This window comes from Providencia sp. PROV272, from assembly GCF_049901975.1.
In the GTDB taxonomy this organism is placed as follows: Bacteria; Pseudomonadota; Gammaproteobacteria; order Enterobacterales; family Enterobacteriaceae; genus Providencia; species Providencia stuartii.
This window is the reverse complement of sequence record NZ_CP096291.1, coordinates 3475516-3489822: the sequence shown is the minus strand read 5'-3', so window position 1 is coordinate 3489822 and position 14307 is coordinate 3475516. Positions and strand designations below refer to the sequence as shown.

At 42.4% G+C, this 14307-nt stretch carries 17 protein-coding genes; 5 read left to right on the top strand and 12 right to left on the bottom strand.

The genetic code is table 11. From position 1 onward, the window contains the following. Positions 1 to 4 precede the first annotated feature (4 nt). The gene (nrdG, locus tag M1E93_RS16120) at positions 5 to 469 is read left to right on the top strand and encodes an anaerobic ribonucleoside-triphosphate reductase-activating protein (protein WP_014657338.1); all 465 of its coding nucleotides are present in this window, start codon (positions 5 to 7) and stop codon (positions 467 to 469) included. Here nrdG and M1E93_RS16115 read toward each other — a convergent pair. Both M1E93_RS16115 and M1E93_RS16110 read right to left on the bottom strand, forming a co-directional pair. Continuing rightward, the gene (locus M1E93_RS16115) at positions 466 to 903 is read right to left on the bottom strand and encodes a YhbP family protein (RefSeq protein WP_004915855.1); all 438 of its coding nucleotides are present in this window, start codon (positions 901 to 903) and stop codon (positions 466 to 468) included. The two genes, nrdG and M1E93_RS16115, sit on opposite strands and share 4 nt — an antisense overlap. A gap of 114 nt (positions 904 to 1017) precedes the next feature. Further along, positions 1018 to 1269 (bottom strand): DUF1471 domain-containing protein, encoded by a 252-nt coding sequence (locus tag M1E93_RS16110; protein ID WP_004915853.1) that lies wholly within the window; start codon positions 1267 to 1269, stop codon positions 1018 to 1020. Positions 1270 to 1565: 296 nt separating this feature from the next. Between M1E93_RS16110 and M1E93_RS16105 the strand changes: the two genes are divergently transcribed. Further along, positions 1566 to 1877 carry a GIY-YIG nuclease family protein gene (locus M1E93_RS16105; protein ID WP_104873177.1) on the top strand — a complete coding sequence of 104 codons (312 nt, stop codon included), beginning with the start codon at positions 1566 to 1568 and terminating at the stop codon, positions 1875 to 1877. Here the strand turns inward: M1E93_RS16105 and M1E93_RS16100 are convergent. Both M1E93_RS16100 and ubiT read right to left on the bottom strand, forming a co-directional pair. Next, the gene (locus tag M1E93_RS16100; RefSeq protein ID WP_004915851.1) at positions 1850 to 2353 is read right to left on the bottom strand and encodes a GNAT family N-acetyltransferase; all 504 of its coding nucleotides are present in this window, start codon (positions 2351 to 2353) and stop codon (positions 1850 to 1852) included. The genes M1E93_RS16105 and M1E93_RS16100 overlap by 28 nt on opposite strands. Next, positions 2347 to 2871, bottom strand: coding sequence for a ubiquinone anaerobic biosynthesis accessory factor UbiT (ubiT, locus tag M1E93_RS16095; protein WP_014657334.1), 525 nt, complete (start codon positions 2869 to 2871; stop codon positions 2347 to 2349). Before ubiT ends, M1E93_RS16100 begins: the two co-directional genes overlap by 7 nt. A gap of 347 nt (positions 2872 to 3218) precedes the next feature. Here ubiT and ubiU point away from each other — a divergent pair, with 347 nt between their 5' ends. After that, complete coding sequence (ubiU, locus tag M1E93_RS16090; protein WP_004915849.1) at positions 3219 to 4214, top strand: ubiquinone anaerobic biosynthesis protein UbiU; 996 nt, start codon at positions 3219 to 3221, stop codon at positions 4212 to 4214. 13 nt (positions 4215 to 4227) lie between these two features. Continuing rightward, complete coding sequence (locus tag M1E93_RS16085; protein WP_053110804.1) at positions 4228 to 5103, top strand: U32 family peptidase; 876 nt, start codon at positions 4228 to 4230, stop codon at positions 5101 to 5103. Positions 5104 to 5251: 148 nt separating this feature from the next. Here the strand turns inward: M1E93_RS16085 and M1E93_RS16080 are convergent, their stop codons facing one another. From M1E93_RS16080 to M1E93_RS16045, 8 genes are all read right to left on the bottom strand, one after another. After that, positions 5252 to 6448, bottom strand: coding sequence for a glutathionylspermidine synthase family protein (locus tag M1E93_RS16080; RefSeq protein WP_004915847.1), 1197 nt, complete (start codon positions 6446 to 6448; stop codon positions 5252 to 5254). Between the two features lie 2 nt (positions 6449 to 6450). Further along, the gene (locus tag M1E93_RS16075; protein ID WP_004915846.1) at positions 6451 to 7179 is read right to left on the bottom strand and encodes a DUF1190 domain-containing protein; all 729 of its coding nucleotides are present in this window, start codon (positions 7177 to 7179) and stop codon (positions 6451 to 6453) included. A gap of 16 nt (positions 7180 to 7195) precedes the next feature. After that, positions 7196 to 7372 carry a DUF350 domain-containing protein gene (locus M1E93_RS16070; RefSeq protein ID WP_426207018.1) on the bottom strand — a complete coding sequence of 59 codons (177 nt, stop codon included), beginning with the start codon at positions 7370 to 7372 and terminating at the stop codon, positions 7196 to 7198. 15 nt (positions 7373 to 7387) lie between these two features. After that, on the bottom strand, positions 7388 to 8335 hold the full coding sequence (locus M1E93_RS16065; RefSeq protein ID WP_140035165.1) for an IS30 family transposase: 948 nt from the start codon (positions 8333 to 8335) through the stop codon (positions 7388 to 7390). A 64-nt stretch (positions 8336 to 8399) separates the two neighbouring features. Then, positions 8400 to 8684 carry a DUF350 domain-containing protein gene (locus M1E93_RS16060; protein WP_426207017.1) on the bottom strand — a complete coding sequence of 95 codons (285 nt, stop codon included), beginning with the start codon at positions 8682 to 8684 and terminating at the stop codon, positions 8400 to 8402. Between the two features lie 404 nt (positions 8685 to 9088). Beyond that, positions 9089 to 10246, bottom strand: coding sequence for an ABC transporter permease (locus M1E93_RS16055; protein WP_104873176.1), 1158 nt, complete (start codon positions 10244 to 10246; stop codon positions 9089 to 9091). Beyond that, positions 10246 to 11391, bottom strand: a complete 1146-nt coding sequence (locus M1E93_RS16050) for an ABC transporter permease (RefSeq protein ID WP_004915838.1) — start codon at positions 11389 to 11391, stop codon at positions 10246 to 10248. Before M1E93_RS16050 ends, M1E93_RS16055 begins: the two co-directional genes overlap by 1 nt. Before the next feature lie 11 nt (positions 11392 to 11402). Then, positions 11403 to 12374: an HlyD family secretion protein gene (locus M1E93_RS16045; protein ID WP_004915837.1), complete on the bottom strand. Its 972-nt coding sequence runs from the start codon at positions 12372 to 12374 to the stop codon at positions 11403 to 11405. Positions 12375 to 12615: 241 nt separating this feature from the next. Between M1E93_RS16045 and M1E93_RS16040 the strand changes: the two genes are divergently transcribed. Continuing rightward, positions 12616 to 14301, top strand: coding sequence for a sensor histidine kinase (locus tag M1E93_RS16040; protein WP_004915834.1), 1686 nt, complete (start codon positions 12616 to 12618; stop codon positions 14299 to 14301). The last annotated feature ends 6 nt before the right edge of the window (positions 14302 to 14307 follow it).

The following is a 14307-nucleotide window of genomic DNA, read 5'->3' as shown; positions in this document are numbered from 1 at the left end:
TAGTATGAATTATCATCAATATTACCCTGTTGATGTCGTGAATGGTCCAGGCACGCGTTGCACACTGTTCGTCTCAGGATGTGTTCATCAGTGCCGAGGATGTTATAACCAAAGCACATGGCGCCTCGATTCCGGTATTCCATTCACTCAGGAAATGGAAGATAGGATCATTCAAGACTTACAAGATACCCGTATCCGTCGGCAAGGTTTATCCCTTTCCGGCGGGGATCCACTACATCCCGCTAACTTATCAGCGATCTTTCAGTTGGTTAAACGTGTAAAAACCGTTTGTCCAGATAAAGACATTTGGCTATGGACAGGCTATCAATTTGCCGAACTGACCGCCGAGCAACATAAGGTGGTGAGTTTGATCAATGTACTGGTTGATGGGAAATTTGTAAAAGCGCTGCATGACCCCGCGTTACTTTGGCGAGGAAGCAGTAATCAAGTGATCCATAAATTACGCTAGCGATTTCTAGACCAATAGAGCTTGCTGCCAAAACCCAATTTATTATTGACCATTTTGACTTCTTGTAACTCCAAACGCCATACAGGCAGTTTTGCCGTCAATGCCACAGGGAAGCGACGACAATAAAATTGATGGGCTTGCTGTCGTAAGCTCCCATCCAGCGCTATCACTTGCCCAATAAATTGTAGCCCTTGGATTTGGCTAACCACTTTCGTTTGGGCAGAGACAGTCCCTGCGACGTGAGGATTTTCAGTCATCAGTTGACCATGGCGTGAAGCAGGATCGGTCATAAAGAATAAACTCATCGACTTAGCATCAAATGCATAATAACAACTGGCAGGCCAGATATCATTGCCGTGGCAAGTAAATAGAGAAAAGACGTGTTGGCGAGAAAAGTAACGTTGGATATGTTGTAAGGCGTGTTCATCATTCATAGCAAAAGCCCATATTGACCGTTCAGAACACGCTCTTTGAATATGTACATCCTATCGCTGAGCGTGCTTAAGCTGTTCTGAACGTTTGGTATTACATTTGCTAGGTACTATAAATTATTTATAGATTGCAGCAACACCATTCATTGAGTTTTCACCGCCAGCTGAGATAACACGGAATGAAGTTGCACCAGCTTCATCAGCTTTTTTGGCTAACTTTTCAGTCAGGTCATTAACACTAACAGCACCTGATACAGAAACATAACCCGCAGCTGGTTGGCTAGAATGTTGAACTTCTTCAGCAGCCATTGAACCAAATGAAATAGCACTTAAAGCCAAAGTTGCAGCGACTAATGTTGATTTTTTCATAATGTTTTCCTCATTGTATATTCATTTTTATCAGGGATTTTTGTTCTCCCCCTGTGATATGGATCATATTATGCTCTTTTAGTTACGATGAAAATTAGCTAATTTTGCTGTTATGGTTCAAATATTTTGAATCAAAACCACGCTTTAGGTTACAAATTTATGACTTTAATGTGTCATTTTTTATTTATAATTTAATAAGTTATGGCTATCCTTGTTCGCGAGATTTTTAGTCTATTTATGAATTATTTCCCCTTAAATTTCAGCACAGAAAGTCAAAAATAGGGCAACAAAATAAAATGTCTACGCAGAAAAACTGGTACATTTACCTAATTAGAGAGAAAAATAACAGGTTATATTGTGGGATCACCACAGATGTCTCGCGCCGCTTTACCCAACATAAAGAGGGAAAAGGCGCAAAAGCGTTGAAGGGGAAAATGCCGCTCACGCTAGTATTTGATTGTTTAGCTGGGGATCGCGCTACCGCGTCAAGATTGGAATATCAGATAAAACAACTGAGTAAAGCCGCCAAAGAAAGGCTGGTTATTGACCAGCCCATTAATATCCTTGATTACTTAACGCATCAGAATACATCAAAGTGTGAAGAGTAAGTCACCCGCCCTTTGTGATCACTCAAGCTGCCATTTTCTAGCCCACAAATCATAAAATGCTCTTGCAATTCAGGCCACTGGCTGAAAACTTCATATTTTGAGGCAGGTTCAAAGCCAAAACGGCGGTAATAGTTGCTATCTCCTAATACCACAACCGCACCATAGCCAAACTCATTAAGACTATCTAGTCCTTCATAAATAAGTTGCCCACCAATGCCTTGTTTTTGGTGCGCTTTACTCACTGCAAGCGGTGCAAGGCCAACCCATTGAACGTCTTCATTGTTGACATCAACAGGTGTAAAGCCGACATAACCGATCACTTCGCCGTTGTCATTCGTGGCAACAACACCCAGAGTCAATAAGCCGTCTTCTCGTAGCTTTTGTACCAGATCGGCTTCTGCTTCCGTCGGGAAAGTGTCACGCAGTAACTTATCGATCCCCATAGCATCGACAGGAATTTCAACACGAATTAGCATGAGGCAACCACGGAGCCTTTATGCTCTGTGTCCTCATTTTGTTGAGTCGTTTTAATCAAGTCGGCCAATTGTAGTAATGCAAAACGCAGGGGTGTCGGCATATTGTCTAGCTCAAAAGCATCCATAAGGTTTTTTACATACAGCCCTAATTCGGTGTCACCTTCAATGACCAAACGGCGCTGAAAAAACAGCGTATCAGGATCTTCTTTACGCGCCGCGATAAGGATCAGGTCATTGGCTGTAGCACAGACACTGACATCGGCTTGCTCTTGATTACGCACAATTAACATGCCATTTTGCAAACTAATGAACCAGACTAAATCAAGGTCACTGACTTCAACTTTCAGCCATTTCCCTTCGAGAAAATCCAATTCCCCTTCTTTGACCGATTCACGAAACTGCCAGCTCAGTAATTGCTCAAGTACTTGACGCTGCACTGCAAATGGGGTCACTTTTAAAGGTAACTTCAATAATGAAGGCCCTTTTGAAATAAGTTGAGAACGAATTTTAGCTAACACAGCACTGACTCCCGTATCAATTGCCTGCCCGTTAAATACACACCCCAGCATCAGCTACGGCCTCTCGGTAGCAAATCAGTATTAGAACAGGCATTTATATCGACATACTCAATAATAGAATAGTCATATCATGCCAGAGAAAATAAATACTCACTTGATCCTATATCAAGGTTTACACTTCTCGCCAGCATTTATTTTTTATTATGCCAAAAAGCTCATGGAGTCATGACCTCATAAGCCACAAAAACAGATAGCCAACAGCCAATTCAATGCCTTAAATCAAAATTTACATCGCATGAGTTGACTAGAATGCTAAGTTGTCGAAAATTTAAACTGGAACAGATACCATGGAATTACTCTGCCCAGCAGGCAACTTACCGGCCCTTAAAGCCGCTGTCGATAACGGTGCCGATGCGGTTTATATTGGCTTGAAAAATGATACTAACGCACGCCATTTTGCTGGACTCAACTTTACTGAAAAAAAATTGCAAGAAGCAGAGCGCTACATACATCAACATCAGCGTAAACTTCATATTGCTATCAATACATTTGCTCACCCAGATGGCTTTCAACGTTGGAAAGATTCGGTCGATCTTGCGGCTTCGCTAGGGGCTGATGCCCTGATCCTTGCCGATCTCGCGATGCTTGAGTATGCTGCACACCGATACCCTCATATTGAACGTCATGTCTCCGTTCAAGCTTCAGCAACCAACACCGAAGCGATTCGCTTTTATGCCCGCAATTTTAATGTTCATCGGATTGTACTGCCTCGGGTTCTATCTATTCATCAAGTCAAACAACTCGCTAAAAGTAGCCCTGTCCCCTTAGAAGTCTTTGCTTTTGGTAGCCTATGTATTATGGCGGAAGGACGCTGCTATCTCTCTTCCTATTTAACGGGTGAATCCCCCAATACTGTTGGGGCATGCTCGCCCGCGCGTTTCGTTCGTTGGCAACAAACGCCTCATGGCATGGAGTCACGCTTAAATGAAGTGCTTATTGATCGCTACCAAAGTCATGAAAATGCAGGCTACCCCACTCTCTGTAAAGGGCGTTATTTGGTGGATGACCATCGATATCATGTACTCGAAGAGCCAACTAGCCTCAATACCATCGAATTACTACCAGACCTAATGGCGGCGAATATCGCCTCGGTCAAAATTGAAGGCCGCCAGCGCAGCCCTGCTTACGTCACCGAAGTGACACGCATCTGGCGAAAAGCTATCGATACATATCATGCAAACCCAGAGCAATTTATTGCAGATCCACAATGGATAAAAGTACTGGGTGGGCTTTCTGAAGGCAGCCAAACCACATTAGGCGCTTACCATCGTAAATGGCAATAATAAGGAATAGATGATGAAGTATGCATTAGGGTCAGTTCTTTATTACTGGCCTAAACAAGAGCTATATGATTTTTATCAGCAAGCAGCACAAAGTGAAGCCGATATTATTTATCTTGGTGAGACGGTTTGTAGCAAGCGCCGTGAAATGAAACCGGCTGATTGGATTGAATTAGCAAAAACGCTAGCGCTAAGTGGCAAGCAGATTATCTTAAGTACATTAGCGCTATTGCAGGCACCTTCCGAACTTAAAGAAATAAGTAAACTCGTTGATAATGGCGATTTTTTGGTTGAAGCCCATGACTTTGGTGTCGTCAATATGCTCTCTGAGCGCCATCTTCCTTTTATTGCTGGCCATGGTTTGAATTGTTATAACGCACAGACCCTCAATATATTATTACGCCAAGGCATGCAGCGTTGGTGTATGCCTGTAGAGCTTTCTCGTGACTGGTTGATCAATTTACTCAATCAATGCGATGAATTGGGGATACGTGGCAAATTTGAAGTAGAAGTGATGAGTTATGGTCATTTACCGCTGGCCTACTCTGCTCGCTGTTTTACTGCCCGTTCAGAAAATCGTGCCAAAGATGATTGTGAAACTTGCTGCATTCACTATCCTCAGGGGCGAAAGGTGTTCTCTCAAGAACAACAGCAAGTGTTTACTCTCAACGGGTTACAGACACAAAGTGGCTATTGCTACAACCTAGGTAATGAGCAAACATCTATGATTGATTTGGTTGATATTGTACGTATTTCGCCGGAGAACATTGAGTCTCTAGACATATTGGCGCAATTTAAAGCGAATCAAACCGGAGAAGCGCCACTGGTCATCAATGACAAGAGTTGTAATGGTTATTGGAGGCAAGTGGCAGGATTAGAAATGCTGCCTTAGCCGCAATATCAATCAGCGCCATTGGATAAAAAGCGGGAGCAAACACCAGCTTCCCGCTGTGTATTCATCCTAAAGCATCTCATTGATTTTATTTTTGAAAAATGAATAAATTGCACGGTTCACAGCATTACCTCACACTCACTCTCTCTCACTCATTCATAATATAGTGAGGAACAAACCTAGAAGTATCTTTTGTGATTAAAGAGTTATCTTCACGTATGCCGATCCCTGCTGGGGCATCCCCCACCACCCAGCTCCCAATTAAAGTGTAGTCATTACCGAATTTAGGCAAAAAAGCACTCGCCTGATAAATTCTAGGCTCATGAGCATACATCCCTAATTCTTGCGTGATCACTTCTTGCTCATTATTAAAAAATAATGAAACATTAGCGCCTTCACGTGAAAATAATGGCTTTGTCGTAAACCCTTGCCACGCTTTCCCCATATCCTGTTTTAATTTTCCCACAATATCGCTCTGCTCATCCGCAAAATAGGCAGGAAGTAAGTTAGGGTGATTAGGAAAAAAACGCCATAATAACGGTAATAGCCCTTTATTACTTAAAATGGATTTCCATAAAGGTTCTACCCATTCTGTTCGTTCACTACGTAGTACCGGACCATAATCATCTTGGAACATCCATTCATATGGATATAATTTAAAGCCTTGGTGAATAATTTGATCTTGTAAATCCGTAAAAACACCACCTAAGCCTAATCCGATGTCTTCCACATAAATAAATTGTGTCTGTAGCCCTGCTTGACGCGCACAATCTTCCAAATATAAAACAGTTCCTCTATCTTCAATGGAGCCTTCACAGCAACAAAAATAAAAAGGGTGCTCATTGCGCCACAATAAAAAACGCTGGATAAGCTTTTCCTGTATCGAATTAAATTGATCGGCATTTGCAGGAAGCATACCTCTATCTGTCATGTCAGATAACCATTGCCATTGAAAAAATGCCGATTCATAAAGTGATGTCGGGGTATCTGCATTATATTCCAGCAACTTTGCAGGCTGATATCCATTCCATGAAAAATCCATTCGCCCATACAGTGATGATTTATTATTTCGCCAACTATTTGCAATCGCATCCCAATATAATTCAGGTATGGCTAATGCTTCTAAAATACGTTCATCATTGATAGCAGAATTGACTACTTCTAAGCACATTTGGTGCAACTCTTCGGTTGGGTCTTCGATGCCAGATTCAATTTGCGCTAATGTAAAACAATAAGCATGCGATTCATCCCAATAAATTTCATTGTCGATAATATGGAAGTCAAAACCATAATCTTGCGTAATTCGCACTAAATCTTCGCGTGGCTTTACAGGTATTCGTAACATAATTAACCACCTCTACTCCCCGATTTATGCCCAAAGCCCCCTCTTGATGTTGTTTTAGTCGAATTATTACTATATTTCGCAGGCTTTAGCCTATTCGAACCATCAGCAACCCATTTATCGGATGAACCTAGCTCATGATAAATATTCGGTTCATTTTTAGCGCGATAAAATGGACGAACTCGTGAAAAATAGTAATGAGAGCCTGAGTAAGAGCTGGTTGTATGACTACTACTTGCTGGCTGCGGAAATTCATTAAGCGCAAAACCAGCCAATTTGGGGCCATAAACATCACGCTGTATGCTATCGCAATATTCTGGCTTTGATTGTAATAAGCATTGCTGATATTCTCTTATATTAAGGGCACGATGAACTAAAACACAGTTATCTTTCCCATAATGATATTCACAATCAACTAATCGATTGTAAATCGCCATGCTTCTATTCAATTCTTGTTGTGCTTCTTCTTGTTTTTGTTTACAAAAAGAGTTGGTATAACCTGCAAGCTCACAATCATTAAGCCCCTTGAAAATCGTTATTTTGGGTGTTGGTGATTCGTCACTGCAACTGCGTAACCCCAAAAAAACGGCTCCTCCCATAATTGCCAACGTAAGTATATTAGCGCCTTTGCGTGGTTCATCTTTTACATCAAGGCCAATACGCTTTAATTCAGGCCCCTCTTGAGCCTTATTATACTTACGCTGTTTTCTTTTGATTTTATTTTTATTTTTCATAGAACATCATTATTCATTAATAGCTCATGCTTACTGCATTCAAAATACCAAATCCAAGTGATGTTCCACCTAAAAAGAGGCCTGCGGATATATTATTTTGCTCTATTTTTTCACTGATTTTTGGCATATAGATTTTTGTTGCGCCAAGAACAAGCAATTGAACTAATAATGCAATAACACCCGGCGGATTCAAGTCCGAAGTGCAACGCTAAGCCGCCTTTCTTAGCTCCGCAAACACCACCGAAGGTTGTCTGAACCCCAGACACTTGCGTGGCCTGCTGTTCAACGCTCCCTGATAGCGTTGTAAGTCTTCTTCTGTCACTGTCCGCAGGTCTGTTCCTTTCGGGATAAACTGTCTTAACAACCCATTCGTATTCTCGTTCAGCCCACGCTCATGCGAGGCATACGGATGGGCAAAGTACGTATCTGCGTTCAGTGCTTCTGCTATCGCCTTGTGCTCACTAAACTCTAGACCGTTATCGAACGTTATTGTGTGACATACATCCTGATACTCACTCAGCAGTGAGATAATGGCCTTACTGACTTCCACCGCATCCTTTGAAAACACCTTTTTTGTCAGGTAAATACGGCTTTTGCGTTCTGCCAGTGTCACGATAGCACCAGTGCCCTGTTTACCCTGCACCAAATCGGCCTCCCAGTCCCCCAGACGGCTACGGTCATCGACGACTGACGGCCGTAGCTCAATGGATACCGCATCAGGGATGCGCCCTCGTTTCTGCCCGTAGCCCTTACGATATCGCCGTTTGCCCTGCCTAAGATGCCTGTACAACTCGCCACCGCTACGCTTATCCGCATAGATATACTGGTAAATCCATTCATGGCTGACGCTAAGACCAATAATGCTGCCAATTGCACTTATTTGCTCAGGACTCCACTTCCACTCCAGAGCAAATATCACGAAATCTATGGTCTGCTGAGGAATTGTCCTTTTGGCAGATGACAGCCGCCTATCACAGCACTTCTGGTGTGCCTGTTGTGGGTTATAACCAGTATCTGAAGTGTTACGCCTCAGTTCACGGGAGACCGTGGACTTGCTTACACCGATACGGATACCTATCTCATGGCAGGATAAATTATCCTCACGCAGTATCGATATCTGGTATCGTTGTCCTTCGGTTAGTTGCTGATACTTCATACTTACTCGCTCATCTTTGGTCGGAAGAGCAGGATAGCTTATCAGTAGCTAACCGTCCTTCCATCTAACATGACCGAGCGTTGCACTTATTATCTGAATTCGCGCCCCATATTATACAGTCAAGAATACTAATAGAATGAGAAATCGCACTCGATAACGGAGTGATATAACCTAGCATCGCACCAATAAATGCAAGGCCAGCGGCGGTATTATTCTGTTTAATTAATACCCATTCATTATGACGCGATATACGTGTATAAATAAAGAGGAATGCAAGTACCATAACAGCACCAATTGCAAAATAACTAATAAAGGAGAGTAGAGCAGAAAGTATAGCTGTAAAATCCATGAAATTATATTTCCGTGAAAAAGGAATAAATGTAGCTTAACCTTTTTCAAAAATAAAGAGATTATAAATAATTCAGTGCATTTTACTTTTATCTAGAGACTATGATCTAATGATTCATTTTTTGCTGAGCATGATAGAGTAGTAGTATCAAATAAGTCGCTTTATTAATAATAGAATAACTGCATGAGGTCTAAACGATTAATTGATGATGACAATCCTGTCACGAATAAACCAATAATGGATTTTTCTTATCTAATGTTAAAAATACTTATATTTAAGTAAGAATACCAAACAGATAAAGATAATAATATTGAGAGCAAAATGATTAGTGGTGTTGCAGCTGGCTACCACCAACTGCAATCGTTTTTTATTTTCTGACAATCAAACACGCCAGAAGAATAATATTAATTATGATGTTGTTTACGCCAACGATGAATAATATGAGAAATCTGACGTAATTCACCATCACGCAACATGCCAATTAAGACACCAATTACGGTATAAATCACACCGAGCACTAACATCATCACAATATCCATCAAGACGCCACTAAAAGGTAGCCCCATTTGATTGATACCCGCCATGGCACTCGTTGCCCATGTTGATGGTAAAGCCGAAGCAATCATTCGTACCCATTCAGGCATGGCTTGTAAGGGCCATATCGTACCGGACATGTAAAAGACAGGTGTTGTAATAAACGCTAATGTCAGATAAATCATCTCGACACTACGCAAACACTCAGTGACCAACTTCCCTAACCCAATTACGGCAAGCAAGAAGGGAAAAGTGAGCATCCACAATTGATACAATGGCGCCTCTTGACGATAGCCTAAGATCCACGGCCATAATGCAAAAAAGACGGTCGATAAAAATAGCCAGATCGGGATCAAGGCCGATAGCGCCCCCAAATACACCGCTAATGGTGGTTTACCTTTCGGTGTACCGCGGATAGCAATACTCACGCGAACACAAGCAATCAGCAAGGAGTGTTGTAACAACATCACTAACAACCCAGGAAACACAATCGCGGCAAAGCTTACACCCGGGTTATATAACGGCTCTGTTAAACTACGTATTGGCGTAATAATGACGTTCGCTTGCTCTTGACTAAATCCTGAGTTGATGAGTAATTGGGTGTTATAGCTATTTAATAACGTTTGATACGCACTCATTAGCTCTTGCTGGATCTGACCACTTGCTAAACGGTTTGTCGCATCACCATAAACGGGGATAGTGATATTTTTCCCATTTAGCAGGAATTTTTCAAAGTCTATCGGGATAATAATAATGGCAAAAAGCTGCCGATTAATCATATCCTTACGAGCTTGTTCCAAATTGTCATAGCTGTGTAATTTAACTTTAGGCGCCGCATCCAAATCGCGGATAAGTGCCCGACTTGCCACACTATGATCCTGATCGATGACTGCAACAGGCAGATCCCACAAGACGGGTTTCGCATACACCAAACTCATCACACACAGTGAAACGATCAATAATAACCACATTGGCTTATCTAACATGCCAATCAGCACCTTACGGAAAGTCGCAAAATACATTTGCATTACAGCTCCCCTCCTTGTGCCGCAATACGTTTCGGCAAGCGCTTACGGATCAAAAATGCCGTCACTATTGGATAAATCAGCAAAAATAGACACACTTCCACAATACGTTTAAATGAGATCTCACGTAGGAAAATATCAAACATCGCATTGAGTGTATGAGTTAATGGCTCGATATTGGAAATAATCTGCGCAGGTAAAATCATGGATAATTCCGGTACAGCCATACCGGAGAAAGCGAGTGCAATACTCACTAGCATCCCTATCAAGCTGTAAGCCATAATCGCACTTGAAGTAAAGCTAAATAGCAGTAGCCCAATACTTTGCGCCGCTATTACATAGAAAAAGCCCACCATTATCATATAGAGGGGATTCCCCACAACCTTAGCATCAAAAATACTGACCAAAGCCGCAAGTTCAACCACTAACAGTGTCGTAAAAAATAGCGTATAAGGAGCCATTTTCCCTAAGACCGCCATACCGAAAGGCTTCACGCTTTGTAAGATAGAACTACGTGATAATGTGTAAATCGTACAGGTCACCACAAACAGTTGTAGCATATGAATGGTAGCCGCAAATTGCTGATAATAAATATAACTACCACTAGGGTTAAATAAACTGTCATAAGAGAGGGTCACTTGAGCGAGCGGTGGTAATGCTTTCCCCATCGAACCTGCCAACTGCGTTCGATATTTGGCATTTAGCTCAGCCACCAGCCCACTAAAGTCTTGGATTGCATAGCTCCCTGACGCATAAAACAGCGCGTTATAGTACATGCGTAGCTCAGGTTGACGCCCCCGTAATGCATCGGCCTCAAAATTAGTCGGCACGTACAGCAGCGCATAATCCTGTGCACTGGCTAATCGTTTTAACGATGTATTAAGATTATTATCAATCGCTTTAACGTCAGCATGGGGTCCAGCATTGAGATCCCGGATAATTTGTCGGGAAACGGGGCTTCTGTCATTATCCACCACCGAAACAGGCAAATCCATCAACGTTCCTTCTGAGAAGTTAGCACTAACTAACGTGAATAACATTAATGGAAACAACCAGCTTAACCAGTGAAAAACCGGACTACGAATAGCGGCTTGTGTTTCTCGACTGAATGCATGCTCAAAACCATGCCAAGCGAATTTTAATCTCATACTCGCGCCTTTTATTTATCCCAGCGCCATAGCACGCTCATTCCAGGCCTTAAGCCGTCAACAGGCTCTACTGGATACAAACGAACCTCAAAGGTTTTCAAGTCAAAATCCCCTGTTGCACGTGTTGCCCTTTTTGTTGCGTAATCCCCTTTTGGCGCAATATAACGCACCTCAGCTTCGATTTTTTTATCGCCTAATGCAGGCACATCAAGCTGAACTCTATCGCCTTTTTTCACATCGACAAGAATGTCTTCACGTAAGTTATAGATAAAGTAAGACTGCGGTATACGCACCATGGTCAAAAGCGGGCTGCCCGCATTGAAAATTTCCCCTACTTCTGCGGGAATAGGACCGATTTCCCCATCCACTGGCGCTTTCACTTGTAAATCATCTAATTGGACTTGAAGCTCCGCGAGTTTTTGTTCAGCTTCATTCAGCGCCGCCTCATATTTTTGACGCAGTTCAATGCGATCACCATTCTTAGCTTCTTCAAGCTGCGCTTTTGCCCCTTGAACTTGCTGAAAAGCAACTTCTTTCGCTTTACGCGCATTATCAAGCTCATTGGCTGAAACATAGCCTTTAGCCGATAAATTACTTAAGCGTTGGTATTCACGAGACGCATTTTGGTATTGTGAATTGGCTTGTGCCAATGAGGCTTGCAGGTGACGGATCGTCTCTTCGCGAGTGCCATGGAGCGATTGTGCTAACTGTGCCTTTGCTTGATCTCTTGCGGCTTTCAAGGCAGCGTATTGCGCTGTTAGCTCAGGGCTTTCTAAGGTCAATAATAACTGCCCCTTTTTAACATCATCCCCACGCTCAACATGACGCTCAATAACACGACCTTTAGCCTTAGATGTAACCATGACTTCGGGTGCATCAACTTCACCTTGTAATAGCAAAAATTGATTGTGAGAATGGAAAAGTGCCGCCGCCGCTATCAAAATCAGCATCAACAAAATCAGTGCTATTGTTCTTTTTTTCATTATTAGTAAAACCCTAAATAATCACGGAGGAAACTATGGCTATAAAATTATCGCAGCAATTGCCGATACAGCGTTAATAAATTTGTGCGCAAGGTCACAAATAGAAGGGGGATATATAATATTGAAGTGACTTGCCCCTTATGTCAAATAAAGAAAAGTTAACTTTGACCAAATCGCTATTATCAAATCAGCCGCTTACGTTACAATTGCCCTGTTAAGACGCCACCAACTGGAAACCTTTATGTACGAGTTTGATCTCATTCTGCTACTACTACAGCAGATGTGCGTTTATTTGGTCATTGCATGGGCGCTCAGTAAAACCCCCCTTGTTATTCCATTATTAAAAGTGACCATTCGCTTACCCCATAAAGTGATGTGCTATCTCATTTTCTCGGTTTTCTGCATCATGGGAACCTATTTTGGGTTACACATTAACGACTCAATAGCAAATACACGCGCCATTGGCTCTGTCCTTGGTGGATTACTTGGTGGCCCCGCGGTTGGGTTTGCTGTTGGCTTCACGGGAGGATTGCACCGTTACTCACTCGGCGGCATGACCGCCTTCAGTTGTATGGTCTCCACCATCGTGGAAGGGCTAATTGGTGGCTTAGTCCACCGCTACTATATGAAACGCGGTCAGATCAATAAAATATTTAATCCTCTCACCGCCAGTTGCGTTACCTTTGTGGCCGAAATTATTCAGATGCTGATCATCCTATTACTTGCCCGCCCTTTCGGCGAAGCACTGGAACTGGTCAAAAGTATTGCCGCCCCGATGGTCATTGCCAACACGATTGGTGCCGCGATGTTTATTCGGATTTTACTCGATCGCCGCGCTATCGTAGAAAAATACACAACCGCATTCTCCGCACAGGCCCTAAAAATAGCCCTCTGCACAGATGGTATTTTACGTAAAGGTTTCAATACCGATAACAGTATGAAAGTGGCTAAAATTATCTATCAAGAGCTAGAAATTGGTGCGGTCGCCATCACCGATAGAGAAAAAATATTAGCTTTTATTGGGATAGGAGCCGATCACCATTGCCCCGGAACCCCCATAGCTTCAGAACAATCGCGCCGAGCAATTGATAATAACGAGGTGGTGTATGCCGATGGTAATGAAACCCCCTATAAATGTTCGTTAAGCCCAACATGTAAGCTCGGCTCTGCACTGGTGATCCCACTTAGGGGAGAGAACGAACGCGTTATTGGTACAATTAAACTGTATGAGGCCAAAAACCGTTTATTTAGCTCTATCAACCGTACATTGGGTGAAGGCATTGCGAGTCTATTTTCGGCACAAATCCTTGCTGGGCAATATGAACGCAATAAACAATCATTACTACAATCCGAAGTGAAGCTACTTCACGCGCAAGTAAACCCTCACTTCTTATTTAATGTCCTCAATACGCTACAAGCCGTTATTCGCAGAGACAGCCAACAAGCGGGTCAGCTAGTGCAATATATTTCCACCTTCTTTCGTAATAACCTTAAGCGTCCGGAACAAAATGCAACGCTTGGCGAAGAGTTAGAGCATGTAAATGCTTACTTACAAATTGAGAAAGCACGCTTTTGTGAGAAATTGCAAATAGAGCTGGATATCCCTGAAGCATTAAGACAAGTAGAGTTACCTGCCTTTTCCCTACAACCGATCGTTGAAAATGCAATTAAACACGGCACCTCACAGTTATTAGACACTGGATATATTACAATTAGAAGTTATATACGCTGTGAACAGGTTTATATCGAGATAGAAGATAATGCAGGTCTTTATCAACCCACAGCTCAGAACGATGGATTAGGCATGAGCCTAGTTGATAAGCGTCTACGCCTAAAATATGGCGAACAATATGGCGTTAGCGTGGAATATGAACCTGAACAGTTTACGCGAGTGCAATTACGTCTGCCTTATAGGCTAACAGAATAAAATGAT